General features: G+C 66.6%; 23 protein-coding genes. 8 read left to right on the top strand and 15 right to left on the bottom strand.

What is annotated here, in order from left to right:
• Positions 1-106: 106 nt before the first annotated feature.
• The 4 genes from RU01_RS03635 to RU01_RS03650 are packed head-to-tail and all read right to left on the bottom strand — an operon-like array spanning position 107 to position 3,805.
• Positions 107-1,108, bottom strand: a complete 1,002-nt coding sequence (locus RU01_RS03635; protein WP_231568588.1) for a Gfo/Idh/MocA family protein — start codon at positions 1,106-1,108, stop codon at positions 107-109.
• Positions 1,105-1,998 (bottom strand): sugar phosphate isomerase/epimerase family protein, encoded by an 894-nt coding sequence (locus tag RU01_RS03640; protein ID WP_042573144.1) that lies wholly within the window; start codon positions 1,996-1,998, stop codon positions 1,105-1,107. Before RU01_RS03640 ends, RU01_RS03635 begins: the two co-directional genes overlap by 4 nt.
• On the bottom strand, positions 1,995-3,026 hold the full coding sequence (locus RU01_RS03645) for a Gfo/Idh/MocA family protein (protein WP_042573145.1): 1,032 nt from the start codon (positions 3,024-3,026) through the stop codon (positions 1,995-1,997). Before RU01_RS03645 ends, RU01_RS03640 begins: the two co-directional genes overlap by 4 nt.
• A complete protein-coding gene (locus tag RU01_RS03650; RefSeq protein WP_042573146.1) occupies positions 3,026-3,805 on the bottom strand; it encodes an SDR family oxidoreductase in 780 nt (259 codons plus the stop codon). The genes RU01_RS03645 and RU01_RS03650 overlap by 1 nt, the downstream gene beginning before the upstream one ends.
• A 75-nt stretch (positions 3,806-3,880) precedes the next feature.
• On the opposite strand from RU01_RS03650, the gene RU01_RS03655 reads away from it, so the two are divergent.
• Entirely contained in the window at positions 3,881-4,903 is a 1,023-nt protein-coding gene (locus RU01_RS03655; protein ID WP_042573147.1) for a LacI family DNA-binding transcriptional regulator, read from the top strand.
• On the opposite strand, the gene RU01_RS03660 is transcribed toward RU01_RS03655, so the two are convergent.
• Together RU01_RS03660 and RU01_RS03665 are read right to left on the bottom strand one after the other, a co-directional pair.
• On the bottom strand, positions 4,862-6,130 hold the full coding sequence (locus RU01_RS03660) for an MFS transporter (RefSeq protein WP_042573148.1): 1,269 nt from the start codon (positions 6,128-6,130) through the stop codon (positions 4,862-4,864). The genes RU01_RS03655 and RU01_RS03660 overlap by 42 nt on opposite strands.
• A 47-nt stretch (positions 6,131-6,177) precedes the next feature.
• Complete coding sequence (locus RU01_RS03665; protein ID WP_042573149.1) at positions 6,178-7,347, bottom strand: phytanoyl-CoA dioxygenase family protein; 1,170 nt, start codon at positions 7,345-7,347, stop codon at positions 6,178-6,180.
• A gap of 208 nt (positions 7,348-7,555) precedes the next feature.
• Here RU01_RS03665 and RU01_RS03670 point away from each other — a divergent pair, with 208 nt between their 5' ends.
• Entirely contained in the window at positions 7,556-8,761 is a 1,206-nt protein-coding gene (locus RU01_RS03670) for an acyl-CoA dehydrogenase family protein (protein WP_042573150.1), read from the top strand.
• Between the two features lie 63 nt (positions 8,762-8,824).
• Here the strand turns inward: RU01_RS03670 and RU01_RS03675 are convergent, their stop codons facing one another.
• From RU01_RS03675 to sdhC, 4 genes are read right to left on the bottom strand one after another with little or no spacing between them, the layout of a single operon-like run.
• Complete coding sequence (locus tag RU01_RS03675) at positions 8,825-9,607, bottom strand: succinate dehydrogenase iron-sulfur subunit (RefSeq protein ID WP_042573151.1); 783 nt, start codon at positions 9,605-9,607, stop codon at positions 8,825-8,827.
• Positions 9,607-11,358 carry a succinate dehydrogenase flavoprotein subunit gene (gene sdhA, locus RU01_RS03680; RefSeq protein ID WP_042573152.1) on the bottom strand — a complete coding sequence of 584 codons (1,752 nt, stop codon included), beginning with the start codon at positions 11,356-11,358 and terminating at the stop codon, positions 9,607-9,609. Before sdhA ends, RU01_RS03675 begins: the two co-directional genes overlap by 1 nt.
• A gap of 13 nt (positions 11,359-11,371) precedes the next feature.
• Positions 11,372-11,833 (bottom strand): succinate dehydrogenase hydrophobic membrane anchor subunit, encoded by a 462-nt coding sequence (locus RU01_RS03685; RefSeq protein WP_042573153.1) that lies wholly within the window; start codon positions 11,831-11,833, stop codon positions 11,372-11,374.
• Position 11,834: 1 nt separating this feature from the next.
• The gene (sdhC, locus tag RU01_RS03690) at positions 11,835-12,242 is read right to left on the bottom strand and encodes a succinate dehydrogenase, cytochrome b556 subunit (protein ID WP_082042887.1); all 408 of its coding nucleotides are present in this window, start codon (positions 12,240-12,242) and stop codon (positions 11,835-11,837) included.
• A 252-nt stretch (positions 12,243-12,494) separates the two neighbouring features.
• On the opposite strand from sdhC, the gene RU01_RS03695 reads away from it, so the two are divergent.
• Genes RU01_RS03695 through RU01_RS03720 form a run of 5 tightly spaced genes read left to right on the top strand, consistent with a single transcriptional unit; the run spans position 12,495 to position 17,629 of the window.
• On the top strand, positions 12,495-12,926 hold the full coding sequence (locus RU01_RS03695) for a cytidine deaminase (RefSeq protein ID WP_042573154.1): 432 nt from the start codon (positions 12,495-12,497) through the stop codon (positions 12,924-12,926).
• Positions 12,919-14,202 (top strand): thymidine phosphorylase, encoded by a 1,284-nt coding sequence (locus tag RU01_RS03700; protein ID WP_042573155.1) that lies wholly within the window; start codon positions 12,919-12,921, stop codon positions 14,200-14,202. The genes RU01_RS03695 and RU01_RS03700 overlap by 8 nt, the downstream gene beginning before the upstream one ends.
• 1 nt (position 14,203) lies before the next feature.
• The gene (locus tag RU01_RS22370; protein ID WP_082042865.1) at positions 14,204-15,703 is read left to right on the top strand and encodes an ABC transporter permease subunit; all 1,500 of its coding nucleotides are present in this window, start codon (positions 14,204-14,206) and stop codon (positions 15,701-15,703) included.
• Positions 15,700-16,476, top strand: coding sequence for an amino acid ABC transporter ATP-binding protein (locus RU01_RS03715; RefSeq protein WP_042573156.1), 777 nt, complete (start codon positions 15,700-15,702; stop codon positions 16,474-16,476). The genes RU01_RS22370 and RU01_RS03715 overlap by 4 nt, the downstream gene beginning before the upstream one ends.
• Positions 16,477-16,519: 43 nt before the next feature.
• Positions 16,520-17,629, top strand: coding sequence for an adenosine deaminase (locus tag RU01_RS03720; RefSeq protein ID WP_042573157.1), 1,110 nt, complete (start codon positions 16,520-16,522; stop codon positions 17,627-17,629).
• Positions 17,630-17,742: 113 nt separating this feature from the next.
• Here the strand turns inward: RU01_RS03720 and RU01_RS03725 are convergent, their stop codons facing one another.
• Complete coding sequence (locus RU01_RS03725) at positions 17,743-18,315, bottom strand: pentapeptide repeat-containing protein (RefSeq protein WP_231568589.1); 573 nt, start codon at positions 18,313-18,315, stop codon at positions 17,743-17,745.
• A gap of 481 nt (positions 18,316-18,796) precedes the next feature.
• Here RU01_RS03725 and RU01_RS03730 point away from each other — a divergent pair, with 481 nt between their 5' ends.
• Positions 18,797-19,318, top strand: a complete 522-nt coding sequence (locus RU01_RS03730) for a tetratricopeptide repeat protein (RefSeq protein WP_042573158.1) — start codon at positions 18,797-18,799, stop codon at positions 19,316-19,318.
• A gap of 18 nt (positions 19,319-19,336) precedes the next feature.
• Here the strand turns inward: RU01_RS03730 and RU01_RS03735 are convergent, their stop codons facing one another.
• Genes RU01_RS03735 through RU01_RS03750 form a run of 4 tightly spaced genes read right to left on the bottom strand, consistent with a single transcriptional unit; the run spans position 19,337 to position 22,484 of the window.
• Entirely contained in the window at positions 19,337-20,611 is a 1,275-nt protein-coding gene (locus RU01_RS03735; protein ID WP_042573159.1) for a hypothetical protein, read from the bottom strand.
• Between the two features lie 15 nt (positions 20,612-20,626).
• Complete coding sequence (locus RU01_RS03740; RefSeq protein ID WP_042573160.1) at positions 20,627-21,121, bottom strand: hypothetical protein; 495 nt, start codon at positions 21,119-21,121, stop codon at positions 20,627-20,629.
• A complete protein-coding gene (locus tag RU01_RS03745; protein WP_042573161.1) occupies positions 21,118-22,152 on the bottom strand; it encodes a C40 family peptidase in 1,035 nt (344 codons plus the stop codon). The genes RU01_RS03740 and RU01_RS03745 overlap by 4 nt, the downstream gene beginning before the upstream one ends.
• The gene (locus tag RU01_RS03750) at positions 22,149-22,484 is read right to left on the bottom strand and encodes a hypothetical protein (protein ID WP_156148783.1); all 336 of its coding nucleotides are present in this window, start codon (positions 22,482-22,484) and stop codon (positions 22,149-22,151) included. Before RU01_RS03750 ends, RU01_RS03745 begins: the two co-directional genes overlap by 4 nt.
• Positions 22,485-22,507: the final 23 nt, after the last annotated feature.

Below are 22,507 nucleotides of genomic sequence, written 5' to 3' on the forward strand. Positions count from 1 at the left end.
TCGTCACGGCCGGATGTGCCTGCCGTGCGGTCCGCGCCTGTGAGCAGAACTGCACGAACGACCGAAGGCCCCGCACCGGTGAGAGGTGCGGGGCCGTCGTCGGTGTCTAGCGGAGAGGGAGGCCTGCTGCCGTGTACGCGGCGTCCACCAATTCCATGGTCGCCACCGCGTCGTCGGCTCCCAACGGGATCGGCGCGCCGTGCAGGACGTGGGCCGCGAACGCCTCGAGTTGGTACTCGTAGGACGGGCGGGTCCCCAGATGCTCCACCGTGGTTCCCGACGCGTCCGTGACCGAGACCCGATCGTCGGAGTTCGGCTTGATGAAGTCGGGCGCGAACGCGGAGCCGTCCGAGAACGTCAGTCGGACGGTGAATTCGAACTGCGAGTGCACCATCGAGTTGGCGACCGTTCCGCGAGCGCCGTTCGGGAACTCGAGCTCGATGGTGGACGTCTCGTCGACGCCCTTGTCACGTTCGGTCGCCGTCGCGGAGACCACGCGCGGCGGCCCTTCGGCGGCGTCGGCGAGCATGCGGTGCACGTGCAGGCCGTAGCAGCCCAGATCCATGATCGCACCGCCGGCGAGGTCGAGGGACCACCGAGGGTCGCCGTCGGCGGGCTCGGGCATGGCCATGACGACGTCGACGCCGGTGAGCCGACCCAGCCGGCCGGACTCGGCGATCTCGAGCAGTCGACGCGTCACCGGGTGGAAGAGATAGTGGAACCCTTCGACGATGATGCCGCCGGTCTCACGCGCTACTTCGCGCACCTCGCTCGCCTCGGAAACGTTGCGTGCGAACGGCTTCTCCGTAAGGACGGCCTTGCCCGCACGCAGGGCGCGGATGTTCCACTCGGCGTGGAGGGCGTTGGCCAACGGGTTGTAGACGGCATCCACCTCGGGATCGTCGACGACCGCGTCGTAGCTGTCCGCGACGCGTTCCACGCCGTACCGCTCGGCGAACGCCTCGGCCCGGCCGCGATCGCGTGCCGCCACCACCACCAGCCGGTGACCGAGCGCGTGGGCCGGACCGACGATGGCCTGCTCCGCGATACGCGACGCTCCCAGAACCCCGATGCGCAGGGTCGCAGCTTTCGGTTCGGGCGTTGTCACACCGTAATCCGTCGGGCCGCCACCACGTCGCGGAGGTACCCGACGCTGGCGATGACGTCGGTGATGGGGCCGGGACCTTCGGGCTCGCCGGTCAGAATGGTGTCCTGCTCGAGCACGAACCAGCCCGTGTAGCCGGCGTCGAGGAGCGAGTCCACGACGCCGCCGATGCCCACGTCACCGGTGCCGAGAGGCCGGTACATACCCGCGCGGACGGCGTCGGTGTAGGTCAGTTCTCCGGCCTGGACCCGCGCCGCGAGTGCTGCGTCGACGTCCTTGAGGTGAGCATGGGCGATGCGATCGGCTGCCGCAGTGGCCAATTCGGCCGGATCGGTACCGCCGATCATCAGGTGACCGGTGTCCAGGCACAGCGGGATGGACGATCCGTCGAGCACGCGGTGGACCTCGTCGCGCTGCTCGATCATGGTGCCGACATGGGGATGGACGACAGCGAGGATGCCGCGGTCCGCCGAGGCCGCAGCCAGACGATCGAGGTTGCGCAGCAACACGGTCCACTGATCGGCGGTGAGGGTCGGACGTGCGTCGTAGCCCTCCTGGCCCGTGGAGGCGGCGAGGACGATGACGTCGGCGTTCGCCGCGACGAAGCCGTCGAGCAGCGACGAGATGGTCGGCACCGGGTCATGCGACTCCTCGTGCAGCAGAACAGGAGCGAAGCCCCCGACCGAGGTCAGGTCGTGTCCCGCCAGAGTCGCCGCGAGGGCGGCGGGATCGGCGGGCAGGAAGCCCTCGGGACCGTTCTCCGTCGCGGTGAGTCCTGCGTCGCGCATCTCGCGGAGGACGCGGTCGTTGTCCATCTGGTAGCCCCAGCCGGGGACCTCGCACACACCCCACGAGATGGGGGCTCCGGCGATACGTACGGGTGCTGCGGTCATGAGCGAACCTCTTCCAGGGTGACGGGTGCGCCTCGGCGCAATGATTCGGTGGCGGCCTCGGCGATCCAGGCGACCTCGAGAGCGTCCTGTGCGGTGCAGGGTGACGGGCGGGTTCCGGCGGCGACGTCGAGGAACGCTGTCAGCTCGTCACGGTACGACTGCGCGAAGCGGTCCATGAAGAACGAGTGCGGCGCGTCCGCCGGGAAGATCTCACCGTGCGGGAAACCCTGTGCCGCTTCCATGTTGCGCACCGGCGAGTGCGGGTCCCAACCGGCAACGACGGTGTCCTCGCTGCCGTGCACCTCGAGCCGGCAGTCGTACCCGCGGCCGTTGTAGCGGGAATTCGACACGACGCCGACGGTGCCGCCCTCGAACGTGAGAAGGACGGTGGCGGAGTCGACGTCGCCCGCCGCGGCGAAGGCGGGATCACCCTGGTTGGAGCCGGCGGCGAAGACCGAGACCACCTCTCGTCCCACGATCCAGCGGACGACGTCGAAGTCGTGGACGCTGCAGTCGCGGAAGATGCCGCCGGACTCCGCGATGTAGGCCATCGGTGGGGGAGCGGGGTCGAGTGTCGTGGAACGGACGGTGTGCAGGAATCCGAGTTCGCCTCCTCGCACCGCGCGCTCGGCTGCTGCCACGGCGGGGTCGAACCGACGGTTGAACCCGATCTGTACCGGGACGTCCGACGACGCGATGCCGTCCACCACTGCTCGGCTCTCGGCTGCGGTGAAGGCCAGCGGCTTCTCGCAGAAGACGGGAATGCCGGCGTCGACGGCGGCGAGCAGCAGGGAGGCGTGCGCGGGAGTGGCTGCCGCGATGACGATGCCGTCCACACCGGCGGACAACATCGCGTCGACTCCGTCGACCTTTTCCGCGTTGTACTTCGCGGCGACCGTGTCCGTCACATCGGGTCGGCCGTCGGTGACGACGAGGCTCGACACTCCGTCCAGACCGGCGAGAGTCTCCACGTGGAATGCGCCGATGCGCCCCAATCCGATGACTCCGATTCGTGCCTGTGTACTCATCAGTCCTGTCCTCCTACTACCTGCTGGTCCCATTCGATGACCGATCCCGTGACCACACCGCTGCGCGCCGACAGCAGGAACACCACGAAGTCGGCGATCTCGTCCGGTTGCCCGAGCTTGCCCATCGGGAGCGCGGCCGAGGCGTCGGCGACCCAGTCGTCGTCCGCATCGTGAAAACGCTTCTGCGTCAGGGTCTCTCCCTCGGTCTCCGTCCATCCGATGTCGAGGGCGTTGATGCGGATGCGGTCCCACCGGTGGGCGTGGGCGGCGTTCTTCGTCAGTCCGGCCAGTCCGGCCTTCGCCGCCGAGTAGGGCGCGAGATAGGGCTGGCCGCCCCGAGAGCTGAGCGAGCCGATGTTCACGATCGTTCCCGGTGCCGAGCGGGAGAGCATGTCCTTGACCGCCGCCTGCATCACGAAGAACGGGCCGCGCAGGTTGACCGCGATGTGGTCGTCGAACAGCTCGGGAGTGGTGTCGATCAGCGTTCCGCGGGAGGTGAGGCCGGCGGCATTGCACACGGCGTCCACCCGTCCGTACACCTCGATGGTTCGCGCCACGCTCGCCAGAGCGTCTGCGGCGTCGGCGACGTCGGCGCGGATATAGGTGGCGTCGTGCCCCTGTGCGCGAAGCTCGTGCTCCATCGACGTTCCGACGTCGTCGCGACGGCCGCTGAAGGCGACACGGGCACCGGCGGCCAGCGATGCGCGCACCACGGCCGCACCGACACCGGACGTTCCGCCGCTGACGAGAACGACAGTGTCGTGCAGAAGTGTGCTCACCCGAGAAGTCTTGCGGTACTCGTCCGTGTGATCAACACTCTGGAGGCATCAAAAACACCTCGAGAGGACACGGCTGTGGGCCATCGCTACAAGGTTCGGGAGATCGCGCAGCAGTCGGGGCTGAGCGAGGCGACCGTCGACCGAGTTCTCCACGAGCGTCCCGGCGTCCGCGAGGACACCCGCGCAGAGGTGCGCCAGGCGATCGCGGACCTGGACAAGCAGCGCAGCCAGCTACGACTGTCAGGGCGCAAGTTCTTCTTCGACGTGGTGATGCAGGCACCCGAACGCTTCTGCGCGCAGGTGCGAGCCTCGATCGAGTCGGAACTTCCGATGCTGTCCCCGGCCGTCGTCCGCTCGCGGTTCCACTTCCGGGAGACCGAGTCGGTGGAGGCGATGCTCGAGACTCTCGACCGCATCCGACTTCGAGGATCGCACGGCGTGATCGTCAAGGCGCCGGACGAACCGGAGGTGGCGCGTGCGCTCGACGTCCTGTCGGCGTCGGGGATACCCGTCGTCACTTACGTCAGCGACGTGCCCTCCAGCGCGCGTATCGCCTACGTCGGCATCGACGACCACGCGGCCGGAGCAACGGCTGCGTACCTGGTGGACCAGTGGCTCGGAGAGTCGCCCGCGGCCGTGCTGGTCACGTTGAGTCACAACAGTTTCCGCAACGAGGGTGACCGTGAGATCGGCTTCCGGCGGGCGCTGCGGGCGACCTCGTCGGGTGTGACCCGCCCCGTCGTCGACATCGCGCGCAGCAGCGGTCTCGACGACACGGTCGAGGATCTGGTCGTCGCCGCACTCGAGGCGCACCCGGACATCGAGGGTGTCTATTCCATCGGTGGCGGAAACCTCGCGACGGTGCGGGCGTTCGCGCGTGTCGGCCGACGGTGCCGGGTGTTCATCGCGCACGATCTCGACGCGGACAATCGTCGGTTGCTGGCGGACCGGTCGATCAGCGCCGTCCTCCATCACGATCTGCGCGCAGACGCGCGGCTGGCGTGCCGCCTCCTGATGCAGTCGGCAGGCGCCGTGCACGGGGTCCAGGATTCGCCGTCACCCGTGCACGTAGTCACTCCCTACAACACTCCCCGATGACGCCGTCCGCCACAGCCCCCACGCCACCAGCGCGGCAGCCGACATACCGGCGCCGGCGATGCACAGCGCGGTCCATCCGCCCATCGACCAACTCAGCGACGCCGCGCTCGACCCCACCACGCCCCCGGCGAAGTAGCTGACCATGTACGCCGTGTTCAGGCGGTTGCGCGCTGGTGGGTCGAGAACGAAGACGACGTTCTGATTGGCGATGTGGGCACCCTGCGTTCCGAGGTCCAGGGCCACGATGCCCACCAGCAGGACGACAACGGCCCACACGGCACCGCTCCCGGATCCGAGATACAGCGGAACCCAACTCGCGAGCAGCACGGTCAGGCACAGCGTCGTGGCGAGGCGTCCGCGTCCTCGATCCGCCATCCGGCCGGCGACAGGAGCGATCGCTGCGCCGGCGACCCCGGCGATGCCGAAGAGTCCGATGACGGCGTCACCGTACGAGAACGGGGGAGCGGCAAGTAGGAAGGCGAGGCCGGTCCACATGACGGAGAACGACGCCATCAGCAACGCACCCAGAGCCATCCTGAGGCGAAGCTCGCGGCCGGTGCGGACCAACGTCAGGATGGACACCAGGATGCCGCGGTAGGACTCGGTCACCACCGGAGTCGAGACGGGAACGAAGCGCCACAGGACCGCGGCGAGTATCGCGATGACGACGGCCGCGACTGCGAACACCAAGCGCCACCCGCCGACTTCGGACAAGAACCCGCTCACCGTCCGTGCCAGCAGGATGCCCGTCAGCAGTCCGCTCATCACCGTGCCGACGGTGCGCCCGCGATCCTCCTCCGCGGCGAGCGCCGAGCTCAACGGAACGATCACCATGGCTGCGGACGCGCCGATACCGGCCAGGATCAATGCTGCCGCGAGGACGGAGAACGCGGGGGCGGCGACGGCGGCAGCGTCGGCGATCGCGCACACCACCGCCGCGGTCACGATGAGGCGCCGCCGCTCGATCATGTCGCCGAGCGGCACCAGGAACGCCAGGCCCACCGCATACCCGATCTGTGCGGTCGTGACCAGGATGCCCGCGGTGGCGTTGTCGACGTCGAACGAGCGCGCGATGCTGTGGAGCAGGGGTTGCGCGTAGTACAGGTTTGCGACCAGGACGCCGCACGTGACGGCGAGCAGCAGCACCAGGCCTCGCCCGATCGTGGGCGCGGGCTCGGTGTCGTCGTTCGTGTCCGTGCTCGTCGAGGCGTCCGTGTCGTCCTTCACGCCCCCACTATCGCCCGGCGAGAGAGCCGGTGCACAACCGAGAGACGTCAGGGCCGGTGACGGGTACTCATGGCGGCCGCCTCGTCGGCGAACTCGTCGGGGGAGAGGTTCTCGTCGAGTGCCCTGTGCACCAGCTCGGCCTGCGTCTCGGCGGCCAGGCCGGTCAGCGGCGGGTCCAGGTCCAGGTTCGTCGGAAATGCATACGCCTCGGCCGAGGCGGCCACCACATTCGCGACCGACCGTTCGCCGTGGGTCGCCGCGAACTCCTGGAGCGAGGGATAGATGGAGGTCACGATGGCCTCGCGGTCCACGCTGTCCATCGCTCGCCCGAACGCCGACGAGATCTGCAGAAGGTTGGCCATGCGCTTGATCGAGGTCGACGTGTTGTGACCGGCGGCGTGGAAGAGAGCCGGATTGAAGAACACCGCGTCGCCTTTACTCAAGGGCAGTTGCACGTAGTTCTGCGCGAAGTACTCCTGGAAGGCGGGTAGACCGAATGCGACGTACCCGGGTTCGTAGTGCTGGGAGAACGGCAGATACATCGTCGGCCCGCTCTCGATGGGCATGTCGCAGTGGGCCACCGCGCCCTGCAGCGTCAATGCCGGCGACAACCGGTGGACGTGGGCCCGGAAGCGTGATGCGGTCGCGGGGTCCATGAACCCGAGGTGATAGTCACGGTGGGGATTCTGTGCGGCACCACCAGGATTGACGACGTTCACCGCCGACGTCACCTGGTACATCGGTCCGAGCCACGCTTCGGCGACGAGGGCCAGGACATCGTTCGAGTAGTACCGGGTGAAGAGCTCGGGCGCCTCCAGCGCCAATTTCTGCAGTGCGTTCCAGACGCGGTCGTTCGCGCCCGGCTTCGCGAAGTGGTCGCCGCTGCCCGTGCCGTCGCGGCGCTGGCGCTCGACGACGGACTCGAAGTACTCGGTGACCTCTCGAAACGCGTGATCGCTCGTGACGGCGCCGCGGAACACCACGATCCCCGGGCCGTCGAGCAGTGCCCGTGCGATCTCGTCCTGGAGGCCGACGCGATCGCCCGCGGTGTCGAGCGTGGCGGCGTCGTAGAAGAGGACGTTGCTCTCCACGGAGGACGAATACGGATAGTCCGCCGGATCGGTGGTCGCGGAGACGACCCGGTGGAACTCGGCGAGGTCGCAATCCGATTCGGTGACCAGAGCAGTGCGGGACGAGTGCTGTGCGGACAGTGTCATGTCGTTTCCTTTGCATCGACAGGTGATTCTCTCTGTCGAGCCTGCACCCTCGACGCCGACCGTACAAGAGCCGTGGACCCCTCGAGAACACCTCGAGTGCGTGATCGATGCCGGGACGAATCCGTCTGATTCACCGACATCCGGGGTAACCGTGTACCACGGTGACGGGTAACCGCATCGATCGCTGTCACGACCTCAGGAGTTGTACATGAGCAAGCACGAACCGCTGGGACCCCTGTCACCGGATTTCCTGGCCGCCGACATGTTCGGCTACCAAGGAGTGCTCACCGACGAGGAATCGGCGATCGTGCTCACGGTTCGTCAGTTCCTGGAGGACGAGGTCGCCCCGCGTGCCAACGAGTTCTGGGAGAAGGCGCAGTCGCCGGTACACCTGCTGCCGAGGTTGGCGGAGCTCGGAATCGTCGGGCTCGAATACGAGTTCGACGGTCGGGAGCCCGCCCGGAAGGTGTTCACCGGGTGGCTCGGGATGGAGTTCTCCCGCGTGGATCCGTCGACAGGAACCATGTTCACCGTCCACAGCGGCCTCGCGATGAGCAGCATCGCCATCCTGGGATCAGACGAGCAGAAGGATAGGTGGCTGCCCGCCATGAGGCGGATGGAGAAAATCGGCGCCTTCGGGCTCTCGGAGCCGCACGGTGGATCCGACGTCGCCGGCGGTCTGGAGACGACGGCACGCCTCGACGGGGATCACTGGGTCCTCAACGGCAGCAAGAGGTGGATCGGCAACGCGACGTTCGCGGACCTCGTCATCGTCTACGCCAAGGACGAGGCGGACGGAGAGGTCAAGGGCTTCGTCGTCGAGAAGGAGTTCGAGGGGTTCCGCGCCGAGAAGATCGAACGCAAGTACTCGCTCCGCGCCGTCGAGAACGCCGACCTGTACTTCGAGAACTGCCGAGTGCCCGTCGCGAACAAGCTCGAGCACGCCAATTCCTTCGCCGACACCGCGAAGGTGTTGTCGCTGACTCGCGGGGGAGTCGCCTGGGGAGCTGTCGGCGTCATGATCGGGGCCTTCGAGAAGGCCGTTGCCTACGCGCAGGAACGCGAACAGTTCGGTGCGCCCATCGCGTCGTTCCAGTTGATCTCAGACCTGATCGCCCGCATGGCCGGAAACATCACGGCGTGCATCGGCATGGCGCTGCGGGTGTCTCAGCTCCAGGATTCCGGGGTCCATCACGACGAGCACGCCGCGTTGAGCAAGAGCTACTGCACCACGCGGCTCCGCGAGGTTGTCGGCTGGGCGAGAGAGATCCTCGGCGGCAACGGCATCGTTCTCGACTACGACGTCATCCGATTCTTCACCGACGCGGAAGCCCTCTACTCGTACGAAGGCACCTCCCAGATGAACAATCTCATCGTCGGCAGGGGAGTGACCGGCTTCTCCGCCTTCGTGTAGCGCGAGCACACGAAAGCCCGCTCCTGCAGTGCAGGAGCGGGCTTTTCGGGACGTGCGAGGAGGTCAGCGTGCGAAGAGCAGCGCGCGCTTGACTTCCTGGATGGCCTTCGTCACCTGGATGCCGCGAGGGCAAGCGTCGGTGCAGTTGAAGGTGGTGCGGCAGCGCCACACACCCTCGACGTCGTTGAGGATGTCGAGACGCTCGGGAGCGCCCTCGTCACGGCTGTCGAAGATGAAGCGGTGCGCGTTGACGATGGCAGCGGGACCGAAGTAGCTGCCGTCGTTCCAGTACACGGGGCACGACGTGGTGCAACATGCGCACAGGATGCACTTGGTGGTGTCGTCGAACCGGGCGCGGTCGGCAGCCGACTGGATGCGTTCACGCGTGGGCTCGTTGCCGCTGGTCATCAGGTACGGCTTGACGGCACGGAACGCGTCGAAGAACGGCTCCATGTCCACGATCAGGTCCTTCTCCACGGGAAGCCCGCGGATCGGCTCGATCGTGATGGTCAAGGACTTGGACGAGTCCTTGGGGAGCATGTCGCGCATCAGCACCTTGCAGGCGAGACGGTTGACACCGTTGACGCGCATCGCGTCGCTGCCGCAGACGCCGTGCGCGCACGAGCGTCGGAACGACAGAGTGCCGTCGAGGTAGCTCTTGACGTAGAGCATCAGGTTCAGCAGACGGTCGGTCGCCAGGGTGGGCACCTGGAAGCTGTCCCAGTGTGCGCCCTTGTCGTCCTCGGGGTTGAAGCGAGCGATCTTCAGAGTGACCATGACCGCTTCGTCGGGGACGGCGGGGAGGTCGCTCTTGTCTTCGGAGTTGTCGATTACAGCTGCACTCATCAGTACTTACGCTCCATCGGCTCGTAGCGCGTCTGCACCACGGGCTTGTAGTCGAGGCGGATATCGGAGAGCAATCCGTCGCCCACCTTGTACGCCATGGTGTGGCGCATGAAGTTGACGTCGTCGCGCTCCGGGTAGTCCTCGCGTGCGTGTCCGCCGCGAGTCTCCTTGCGATTGAGGGCACCGGCGACGGTGACCTCGGCCATCTCCAGCAGGAAGCCGAGCTCGACGGCCTCGAGCAGGTCGCTGTTGTAGCGCTTGCCCTTGTCCTGCACGGTGATCCGGCCGTAGCGCTCCTTGAGCGACTGGATGTCGCTCAGCGCCTGCTTCAGCGTGTCCTCGGTGCGGAAGACGGACGCGTTGTTGTCCATCGACTGCTGCAGCTCGGAGCGGATCGTGGCGACCTTCTCGGAGCCGTGATCGGAGAGGATCAGCTCGAGCCAGTCCTCGACCATCTTCTGCGGTGCCTCGGGCAGCGGCGTGAAGTCGACGCTGTTCGCATGCTCGGCGGCAGCGATGCCGGCGCGACGGCCGAACACGTTGATGTCGAGGAGCGAGTTGGTTCCCAGGCGGTTCGAGCCGTGGACCGACACGCAGGCGCACTCACCGGCGGCGAACAGTCCGGGGACGATGTCGTCGTTGTTGCGCAGGACCTCACCACGGATCTTGGTGGGGATGCCGCCCATGACGTAGTGGCACGTCGGGTAGACGGGAACCAGTTCGGTCACCGGGTCGACGCCCAGGTACGTGCGCGAGAACTCCGTGATGTCGGGGAGCTTCTCCTCGAGCACCTCGGCGCCCAGGTGGGTCACGTCGATGTAGACGTAGTCCTTGTTGGGACCGGCGCCGCGACCTTCGAGGACCTCGAGAACCATCGACCGGGCGACGATGTCGCGGGGTGCGAGGTCCTTGATGGTGGGGGCGTACCGCTCCATGAAGCGCTCGCCGTCGGCGTTGCGGAGGATGCCGCCCTCGCCTCGGACCGCCTCGGAGATGAGGATGCCCAGACCCGCCAGACCTGTCGGGTGGAACTGGTGGAACTCCATGTCCTCGAGCGGCAGTCCCTTGCGGAAGATGATGCTCATGCCGTCACCGGTGAGGGTGTGGGCGTTGGACGTCGTCTTGTAGATACGACCCGATCCACCCGTGGCGAACACGATCGATTTCGCGTGGAAGACGTGCAGTTCACCGGTGGCGAGCTCGTAGGCGATGACACCCGTGGCCACGGGACCGTTGTCGGTCTCGGTCAGCGCGATGTCGAGCGCGTAGAACTCGTTGTAGAACTCCACGTCGTGCTTGACGCACTGCTGGTAGAGCGTCTGAAGGATCATGTGTCCGGTGCGGTCGGCGGCGTAACACGCACGGCGGACAGGTGCCTTGCCGTGGTCGCGTGTGTGGCCACCGAATCGACGCTGGTCGATCTTGCCCTCGGGGGTGCGGTTGAAGGGCAGGCCCATCTTCTCCAGGTCGAGAACCGCATCGATGGCTTCCTTCGCCATGATCTCGGCCGCGTCCTGGTCGACGAGGTAGTCGCCACCCTTGACGGTGTCGAAGGTGTGCCACTCCCAGTTGTCCTCCTCGACGTTGGCCAAGGCGGCACACATGCCACCCTGAGCCGCGCCGGTGTGACTACGCGTGGGGTAGAGCTTGGTCAGAACTGCCGTGCGAGCGCGAGGGCCTGCTTCGATCGCGGCGCGCATTCCTGCGCCACCTGCGCCGACGATGAGTACGTCGTAACGATGTTCCTGCATATCGAAATCTCCCCTAGCTGGCGGTGATGTTGGGGTCGAACGTGAAGATCACGTACGTGCCGAGACCCATGATCAGGATCATCGACAGGACCAGAAGCGTCGTGAGCCAGAATCGCGTGGAGTCCTTGCGTGAGTAGTCCGCGATGACCGTGCGCAGGCCGTTGCCGCCGTGCAGCTGGGCCAACCACAGCATCGTCAGATCCCACACCTGCCAGAACGGGCTGGACCAACGTCCGGCCACGAAGGCGAAGTTGATGCGATGAACGCCGTCGTCGAGAAGCAGCATGATCGACATGTGCCCGAGGACGAGGACGACGAGCGCGAGCCCGGAGAAACGCATGAACAGCCATGCGTAGAGCTCGAAGTTGCCCCGGTTCTTCCGACGCGGTGAGCGCGGGTTGTCGAGGCTGGCGGGGCGGTCGTGCGACGTGCCCAGCGTGCGTGCCGGCTTGCTTCCGGCATCCGTGGTCGCCATGTCAGTGCCCCCCGGTGAAGGTGTTGTAGAGGATGCGCGCTGCGCCGGGGATCATCACGACGAACCAGATGCCGAGAATGACCCAGAGCATGAGGCGCTGGTACTGCGTGCCCTTCGACCAGAAGTCGACCAGCATGACGCGGATGCCGTTGAGTGCGTGGTAGAGCACCGCAGCGACGAGGCCGAGTTCCATCAGGCCGACGATCGGCGTCTTGTAGGTGTCGATCACGTCGTTGTACGCCTCGGGGTTGACACGGACGAGCGCCGTGTCGAGCACGTGGACGAACAGGAAGAAGAACGTGACCACACCGGTGATCCGGTGCAGGACCCAGGACCACATGCCAGGGTCTCCGCGGTACAGAGACCGCGTGCGCTCCCGGGACGGGGCGGCTTCGGTCGAGGTAGCCATCGAGTGCAGTGCCTCCAACATCATTGATGGACGCGACGAGTGGAGAGATCCGGGTGAGACCGGAGAAACTCAGCTCGATCGTGTATGTGAAACGACTTCTTCGAACTCTAATCCCATGCCCGGACACGCACTAATTCGCGTTGGGCCTGGCGTTTCCGCATCGCAGGGAAGTTAGGTTTGCCTGTCCAATCGGGGATGCGGTTCCGTCGTAGATTCCGACATCCGGGCGGATGTCGTGACAGGATCGCTCCCATGCAGGAAGTGGACTGGAAATCCTTGCGAGACAGAGCCCGTGAGGCTATGACCCACGCATACGCGCCCTACTCGAACTACCCGGTGGGCGCTGCCGCACTGGTGGACGATGGACGGGTCGTCGTGGGATGCAATGTGGAGAATGTCTCATACGGCCTGGGGCTCTGCGCCGAGTGCGGACTGGTGTCGACGTTGAACTCCTCGGGCGGCGGACGACTGATCGCGTTCTCGTGCTGCGACAGTCGGGGTCTCGTGCTTCTCCCGTGCGGCCGTTGCCGGCAGCTCCTGCTGGAGTTCGGCGGCGGTGGTCTGATGATCGACACGACGAGTGGACCTCGCTCACTGAGCAGCCTCCTCCCCGAAGCGTTCGGACCCGACGACCTTGCCGCCGGCCGCACCTCCGACGCCCCGAAGGAGGCGACGGATGCCTGATGCCGTATCGGTGATAGCCACCAAACGCGATGGCCACACCTTGTCTTCGGACCAGATCTCCTGGATGGTCGACGCCTATACGCGCGGCGAAGTCGCCGACGAGCAGATGTCGGCGCTGACGATGGCGATTCTGCTCCGCGGAATGGACCGCGGCGAGATACGTCAGTGGACGGAAGCGATGATCGCGTCCGGCTCCAGAATGGATTTCTCGTCCATCTCCAGACCGACCGTCGACAAACATTCCACCGGCGGAATCGGCGACAAGATCACGTTGCCGCTCGCGCCGATCGTCGCCGCGTGCGGAGCGGCCGTTCCCCAGCTCTCGGGCCGCGGACTCGGCTACACCGGTGGCACTCTCGACAAACTCGAATCGATCCCCGACTGGCGCGCGGACCTGACGGCGGAGGAGATGACGCGCATCCTCGACGACCCCGCTGTCGGCGCTGTCATCTGCGCGGCGGGCGCAGATCTCGCGCCGGCGGACAAGAAGCTCTACGCCCTGAGGGATGTGACCGGAACGGTCGAGTCCATTCCGATGATCGCGGCGTCCATCATGAGCAAGAAGATCGCCGAGGGGACCGGCGCATTGGTCCTCGACGTCAAGTGCGGGTCCGGCGCCTTCATGAAGTCGCTCGATCAGGCGCGGGAATTGGCATCGACGATGGTGGAGCTGGGAACCGATGCCGGTGTCCGCACCATTGCCTTGGTGACGGATATGAATACGCCCCTGGGGTGGACCGCGGGTAACGCACTCGAAGTGCAGGAATCGCTCGACGTCCTGGCCGGCGGCGGACCGTCCGACATCGTCGAGCTGACCTTGGCATTGGCTCGGGAAATGGTCGCCGCGGCCGGGCTGGGCGACATCGATCCCGCGGCCACCCTGCGGGACGGTACGGCGATGGACCGGTGGCGCGCGATGATCGCCGCCCAGGGCGGAGATCCGGCGGCGGCATTGCCCACCGCCCGTGAGACGCACGACGTGACGGCGGAGCGGGACGGTGTCCTCACGCGTGTCGACGCCATGGCCGTGGGAATCGCGGCGTGGCGCCTCGGTGCCGGACGTGCTCGGCAGGGACAAGCAGTCCAGGCGGGAGCGGGCGTGCGTCTGCATGCGAAGGAAGGCGACCGCGTGACGAAGGGGCAACCGTTGTTCACCCTCCACACCGACACCCCGGAGAAGTTCGACGGCGCGCTCGAGGCACTCGGCGGTGGCTGGGACATCGGGGATGTCGCGGAGACCGCCCGGCCCCTGATCCTCGACAGGATCGGGTCGTGAGATGACGCGTCGCCGGTGGAGCCTCGCCGCGGCGGTGGCCGTGATGCTCTCGATACTCCTGGGAGCGTGCGGGTCGTCGTCGGACGGACCGCTGATCGACTCGGTCACCGACGACGGCGTGCTGGTGGTCGGGACCGAGGGCACGTACAGCCCGTTCAGCTTCCAGGGTGACGACGGTCAGTTGACCGGATACGACGTCGACGTCGTGCGTGCCGTCGGGGAGAAACTCGGAGTGCGCGTCGAGTTCGTCCAGACGCCGTTCGACTCCATCTTCGCCGGACTCGAGTCGGAACGATTCGACCTGATCGCCAACCAGGTGACCATCAACGACGAGCGTCGTGCGAAGTACGACCTGTCGCGGCCGTACACGGTCTCCGACGGCGAGATCCTGACTCGCACCGGCGACTCGTCCATCAGCTCGCTCGCCGATCTCGCCGGCAAGACGACGGCGCAGTCCTCGACCAGCAACTGGGCCGAGGTGGCCACCGACGCCGGTGCTCAGGTGCAGGCGGTCGAGGGGTTCGTCCAGGCCGTCACGCTGGTCAAGGACGGCCGCGTGGATGCCACCGTCAACGACTCGCTGGCGGTCGCGGAATACTTCGCCCAGACGGGTGACACCGGGGTGTCCGTCGCCGCGCAGACCGGCGACGTCAGCCTGCAAGCCTTCGCAGCCCGCAAGGACAGCGGTCTGATGGACTCGGTGAACACGGCATTGGAGGAACTGCAGAACGACGGGACCCTCGCGGCCGCGTCGGAGAAGTACTTCGGTTCCGACGTCGCGGTGCCCGATGCGGAGACGGCGGCGGCTACCGCTCCCACCGAGTCCGCCGCGGCCTCGCAATCGACGTGGGATCTGATCTCCCGCAACCTGGTGCCGATGTTGAAGGCGACGGTGACGACGACGCTGCCGCTGACGGCGATCAGCTTCGTCATCGGGCTGATCATCGCTCTGGCCGTGGCGCTGGCGCGCATCTCGTCGATCCGACCGCTGTCGCTGCTCGCTCGCTTCTACGTGTCCATCGTGCGCGGAACGCCTCTGCTGCTCCAGTTGTTCATCGTCTTCTACGCGCTGCCGCAATTCGGTGTGGTGATCTCTCCGTTCCCGGCCGCGGTGGTGGCGTTCAGCATCAACGTCGGTGGCTATGCCGCCGAGATCGTCCGAGCCTCCATCCTGGGAGTTCCCAAGGGCCAGTGGGAGGCCGCGCAGACCATCGGTATGGGCTACCGGACGACATTGCAGCGCATCGTCCTCCCGCAGGCCTTGCGCACCGCAGTTCCTCCTCTGTCCAACACGTTGATCTCGTTGGTCAAGGACACCTCGCTCGCGTCGACCATCCTGGTGACCGAGCTGTTGCGAGTCGCCCAGCTCGCCGCCGCCCCGACGTTCGACTTCTTCGCCCTGTACTCGGTCGCGGCGCTGTACTACTGGGTCATCTGCATCGCTCTCTCGGCTGTGCAGGGTCGACTGGAAACCCGACTGGACAGGTACGTGGCGAGATGACCGAGAATCCCCTCATCGAGGTAGCCGGGCTACGGAAGTCGTTCGGCGGCAACACGATCCTGAACGGTGTCGACTTCACCGCGGACCGGGGCACCGTGACCGTCGTCGTCGGCCCCTCCGGGTCCGGCAAGACCACATTGCTGCGCAGTCTCAACGCCCTCGATCCCGCCGACGCGGGAACCATCCGGGTCGGTGACGTCTCGGTCGATTTCGAGGCGCTGTCATCGGAATCGAAGGGACGCGTCCGCAGCGCCACGTCCGCGTTGCGCGCGCAGAGCGGCATGGTCTTCCAGTCGCACAATCTGTTCCCGCACAAGACGGTTCTGCAGAACGTCACCGAGGGGCCGATCGTGGTGCAGAAGCATCCACGGGAGGAGGCGGAGGCCGCAGGGCGCGAACTGCTGGCGCAGGTGGGGCTGACCGGCAAGGAAGATCAGTACCCGTTCCAGCTCTCCGGTGGCCAGCAACAGCGCGTCGGGATAGCGCGGGCGCTCGCGCTCGCCCCCCAGCTGATGCTCTTCGACGAGCCCACTTCCGCCCTCGACCCGGAACTCGTCGGTGAGGTTCTCGCCGTCATCAAGAACCTGGCGAGCGAGGGGTGGACGATGATCGTCGTCACGCACGAGATTCGATTCGCGCAGCAGGTCGCCGACCAGGTTCTGTTCGTCGACGGGGGAGTCGTGGTCGAGAGGGGCACCCCCGCGGAGGTCCTGAGCAACCCCTCGCAGGACCGCACCCGGCAGTTCCTGAAGAGGATCCTGGACCCGCTGTAGGAGTAGGGCGCGCAACACCGTCACGGACACTAAAGTCGGAGTCATGGAAGACGATGTGGCGGTTGGTCCTGCTCCACTGGACATGCAGAACATCGCACGCGCGCCGAAAGCGTTGCTGCACGATCACCTGGACGGTGGACTGCGCCCGAGTACCGTGCTGGAACTGGCCAGCGAATGCGGGTACGACGGCCTGCCCGCATCCGACGCGGAGAGCCTCGGACGGTGGTTCCGCGATGCGGCCGACAGCGGTTCCCTCGAGCTGTACCTCGAAACGTTCGCCCACACCGTCGCGGTGATGCAGACCGCCGAGGGCCTGCAGCGCGTTGCGAGGGAATGCGCCGAGGACCTGGCGGCAGACGGTGTCGTCTACGCCGAGGTCAGGTACGCCCCCGAGCAGCACCTCGAGAAGGGGCTCACACTCGACGAGGTCGTGGAACACACCCTCGAAGGCTTCCGGCAGGGTGAGAGCGCAGCGCGTGCAGCCGGTCGTCCCATCCGCATCGGGTGCCTGCTGACGGCGATGCGGCACGCCGCGAGGTCACGGGAAATCGCCGAGCTCGCCGTCCGCTACCGCGACCAGGGCGTCGCGGGATTCGACATCGCCGGCAAGGAGGCGGGATTCCCGCCCAGCCGCCATCTCGACGCCTTCGAGTACATGCGGGCGAACAACGCGCACTTCACCATTCACGCCGGCGAAGCGTTCGGCCTGCCGTCCATCCACGAGGCCATCGCGTTCTGCGGAACCGACCGGCTGGGCCACGGCGTGCGCATCGTCGACGACATCACGACGGACGCCGACGGCAACCATGAACTGGGACTGCTCGCGAACTACGTGCGGGACAAACGAATCCCCTTGGAGCTGTGCCCCAGTTCGAACGTCCAGACCGGTGCTGTCGCCAGCATCGAGGCGCACCCCTTCGACGTGCTGGCGCGGCTGCGATTCCGCGTCACCGTCAACACCGACAACCGCTTGATGAGCGACACTTCGATGAGCAAGGAGATGTTCACGCTCGCATCCGCTTTCGGGTACGGCTGGTCGGACCTCGAGCGGTTCACCATCAACGCGCTCAAGTCGTCGTTCCTGCCGTTCGATCAGAGGTTGGCGCTCATCGACGACGTCGTGAAGCCCGGGTACCGGGTGTTGATGGGGTAGGCGCCTAAGTCACCCGCTGGACGCGCCGTGCCTCAGTGTCCACAACTCGCTCGGATCGACGGGATCCCGTCGATCCGAGCGATTTACGGACACTCAGGCACGGCCACGCTCGCTCATGCCGACCACCGCGGCAGCCGCGTGCGCTCGTCGAGTCGTGTGCTGCCCAGTTGGGTGCGTGTCAGGAAGAGACAATCGGTGAGATCGGCACCGCGGACGTCGGCTCCCCGAAGGTCGGCGCCGAGCAGGTCGCAGCCTGCCATGTCGACGCCGCGCAGGTCGGAGCCCAGGAGCGACGCACCTCGTAGGTCGGCACCGACCGCGCGCAGACGTCGGAGGTCGCGGCCGGCCAGGTCTGCATAGCGCACCAGAATCGGATCGACGAGGTCACCCTGCGCGCGGAACGATGCGCGCACGTCCTCGCTCACCGCGTCCAGGATCGGGCGGACTCTCTCCCTGTACATCTCGAGGTCGGCCGCCGGGTCGGCGCTGTCGACACTCGCCGTGATCTCGCTGACCAGGACGTCGACGGCGGCCTTCAGGTCGTCGTCGTAGGTGCGGTGCCGCGCGTGGGTGAGGTGCCACAGCAGTTCGTGCAGCGCAGTGACGGTTCTGAACGCGGCGAACATCGACGCCGCGGTCGACGGGTCGTCGCGCCACGTGCGGCCGCCGGACAGTCTGCTGCTCACGTGCTGTCCTGCTCCGAAGCAGTCGAAGGCACTGCATCCGCGAAAGCCGCGGCTATCCAGACTGTCGTGCACGGTGCAGGAAAAGGACGTGCTCAGGTTGGGGCAGGGGTCGCCCGCGTTCTTGTCGACGGGAAAATCGGACGATCGGGTGAAGGCGAAAGCCACGCAACATAATCCGACGCAGCTACGGCAATCGGCGCGGAGGGACGGCAGGGGGCGAGGTGAGGTGGGCACGATGTGCTTCCGGGTGGCAGGAATGCTGGGCCAGATGCGGCGGGACCCTGGCCGGTCACCGAAGGACCGGGGGTGCCGCCGACAACGTCGCACGCAGATGCCACCGAGCGCCGGAACGGTGCACGGGAGTGGCCGGAGGGCCGAGTCACCAAGTCATGAAGGAAGTCACTGATCGCACCGTAACGCATGTCGACGCGGGCGTGAAGCTCGCGGTGACGAGAATCGACGGCTGCCGGACAATGGCGGCATGACAGAAGACCGGAACGCATCGCCCGAGCTGAAGCAGACACCGGAAGAAGCTCTCGCGGACTACTGGGACACCGTCGACCTGGACGATCACGCCGGCGCTGTCACGCGTCTGCAGGAGCTCGTCACGACACTCGACCTCGACGAATCGATCGCGCACTTCGAGATGGGGAGCGTGTACGACTCGGTCGGCGACGAACAGGCGGCGGTCGTCGAGTACGAGGCCGCCCGAGCGTCTGGACTTACCGGATCTCGCAGGTCACAGCTGGATATTCAGTACGCGTCCACTCTGCGAAACCTCGGTCGGCTGGACGAGGCCGTCGACGTTCTGCGTGCTGCGGTTCCCGATCCGTCGACGGGAGATGCTCGAACGGTGTTTCTCGCCCTGGCGCTGCATGATTCGGGACGTTCGGCCGAAGCTCTGAAGCTCACGATCGACGCGCTGACACCGTATCTACCGCGGTACCGGCAGTCAGTCGCGGCGTACGCGCGTGCCCTTCTCGATCCGCCGACGGACGCCTGAGTCGATCACGCGCAACCGTCAGGTGGTCGGGCGCAACCGGGTCTCGAACTCGCGCTCCAGGGCGCGCCAGGACTCGGCTTCGGCATCGAACGGCGCACTGGGCGCCATACGGCCCTCGGTCGGCTCGACGATGTACGACACCAGCCACCCGAGGGGCGTGGAGGTCGCCAACGCTTCCTCCACCGACGGATCCTTGGCGTAATCGGCTGCATCGGTGAACAACTCGACCGCCAGGTCCAGCTGGTCGACGTCGACGAACTGCGGGCCGCGAGCCAGGTCGTCGGCGAGGCCCGGCAGTACGTAGACGTTCTCGTCGGTGACCTCGATATCGAGGGAGCCGTCGACTGCCGCGGTACGGACGTCGTCGTAGGTACTCACCGACGTCAGGTCGTGGTCGTGATCGTCGGCGAGGTAGCGGGCCAGTGCTCGCTCACTGCCGAATACGAGAATGGCGCCGGAGCGACCGAGGAACACAGGCTCGTCGTCCAGGTAGCACCGCAGTGTGTAGTACGTGTCGTCCGAGGTGATGATGCGAACAGGGTCGATTCCTACTGCGCCCCAGAACGTTTCGTCGTCCTGGTCGTCGTCGTCCTCGTCCTCGTCGACGGCCAGCGGAACGATCACCGTCGAGTCCGCGTCGTCGTCGGAGTCGATGTCCTCGTCGTCCAGGTCGTCCACGTCGACGATGTTCTCGGCCGCCGCGGTGATTTCGGCGTCGGCGATGGCGGTGGCGTCTGCATCGACGTCGGGGGTGACGAGGACGTCGTCGATCGCATCGAGAACCGCGTCCCATCCCTTGGCGACGACGGAGCCGATGCGGTTCCAGAGCTGACTGCCCTCACGGCCGACGAAGGCGTCGGCGCCACGAGAAAGAACTCCGAGTAGGGGATTGGCGGAGAAGAACCGGGTGACGGCATCCAGTTCGCAGACCTCGCCGAGGGTGCGCGCCATTTCGAGCGACCGCGCGAGTTCGACGAGAGATTCCTCGTCCGGCTCACTGGCTGCGAGCTCCGGGACGCCGACCAGATCGAAGACGTGCTCGTCGTCGGGTTCGATGTGCGCCGCCGACAACGCCACCACGGTGCGCCACTGCGGGTGCTCGACCAGGTCATTGTCGGTGTCGTTGCGGATGAACGCTGCCATCTCGGCGACCGACGGGAACGCGTACAGGTCGTCCTCGCGGCCGAGGAACGCTTCCCATTCCTCACCGTCCTCGCGCCACTCGGGCGCCCACAGTGTCACGAGGTTTCCCGCAGTCACTCCGAGTTCGATCGGGACGATGTCTCCAGGCATGGCCGCGAGCCTATCTCAGCGGCGGCTGTCGGCGGATGCTGCGTCGAGCACCGAGAGGAGCCGCGCCGTGATGGCCTCCCTGGTTGCAGCCGCGTCTCTCACCGAGCCGTTCACAGCTTCGACGACAACGCTCTCGACATGGTGAGCGCTGCAGTCGCGCACCCGGTCGTCGACGTGGAGTACGACCAGGGATCCGTACACATCGGCCTGTGCGGACACCGAGAACCCGCCCCGGCCGTCGACGGTTCGCGATCCGCGTACCGCCCCCAACGCATCGAGGCTGTCGCGGAACGCGGCGGACGCGAGTCCTGCTCGGTACAACGGGCCGGAGGTATCTCCCGACAACACGCAGGGCGAAGGAGAGGGAACAGCCGGCGGCCGGTGGGCGGTTCGGTGTAGATCGAGAACGGCACGTGCGACAGCCTCGCCTCCGTATGCGAATTCGCCCGGATCTACCTCGAGCGAGACGATCTCACCCGTCGGCGCGACCTCGATGTAAGACTTTGTCATGCTGTCGGCCGGTAGAACCCGTGAAAGCCCATGCCGGAGTTCGATGTCCGGATGGGAGAGACACTGACCGGATCTCCGGCCTCGACCATCTGGCCGTTGCCGACGACCATGGCCACGTGACCGTCCCAGACGGCCAGGTCACCCGGCATCACGTTCTCCACATCGACAGGGGTTCCGACGGACTGGTCCGAGGCGAGCCGGGGGATGTCGACACCGGCGTGCTGGTAGGCGCTCTGCGTGAGCCCGCTGCAGTCGAGTCCCTGCCCCGGGGTTGTGCCACCCCAGACGTAGGGCGTGCCCTGCTGGTCGAGAGCGAAGCGGACTGCGCTGGCCGCACGGCTGTTGGGAGCCAGGGATGTACTGCCGTCGGGGAGTGTCACCGACGTTCCGGTGCCGCCATCTGCAGGGTCGTAGGCGCGATGGCCGGGAGCTGTCGCGCCGGATGTCTGCGGGTCGACGAAAGGCTGGAAGTCACCGACCGTCGCCGCCTGTGTCGGTGAGACGAACGACCGCACGATCGCATCGATCGCGGACGTGGGACGAGGGATCTCCGGGAGAACCAGCGCCGCGACTCGCGCCGCCAATGCGTCTAGTTCGGCGCGGACGCGGGCGTAGACGACGGTAGCCCGCTCGAGATGCTCGGCGGCGAGAGCCACCAGGGCTGTCTGCCCTGCCGGGGTGAGGGCTGCAGGCAGCAGGACGCCCGCGGCCGAGAGGAACGATGACAACACCGCGGACAGCTCGGCGCGACCTCGGGCGATCGACTCGGTGGCCTCGGCTGCCGCTGCCTCGAGTTCACCGGCGTGAGCGATCAACGCCGTTCCCGCCTCGATCGAACTCCGCACGGAGGACAGCGCCGCATCCGCGGCCGTGCCGGTCCAGACCCCGGACAGTGCGCTCGACGCGTCCGTGGCAGCGCGTACTGCCCCGGCGACGTGCCGGTCGCCGGTACGCACTGCGCTGTCGACCGAGTCTTCCGTGGCGACGCATCGCAGCAGGTCCTCGATCGGCGCGGCCAACACGTCGATCACCGGGTCACGCCTCCGGACAGCGAGTCGGACAGCGACTCGTCGCCCACTCGGTAGCTCCTCGACGCACGGAGAACGTCGTCGGCAGTCGCGGCGAACCGGTCCGAGAGCGTCGACAGAGCGTCCGAGTAGCGCTGCGATGCCGCGCCGAGGACGGCCGCGAAATCGGATCCGACAACTCCGAATGCCGCCGTCTCGCCGACGCTCACGGCGGTCGAGGCCTCACGCAGGGCGGTCGACGCGTCGTCGAGTCCACCTGCGGGCGCGGTCATCGCATCGGCATCGACCTCCACACCACCGTGCACGTCCGGGCCGACACCGGGAACTCTCACCATGTTCTCCTCCACCCATCCTGTGC

This window comes from Rhodococcus sp. MEB064 (assembly GCF_000834565.1).
Taxonomy (GTDB): Bacteria; Actinomycetota; Actinomycetes; order Mycobacteriales; family Mycobacteriaceae; genus Rhodococcoides.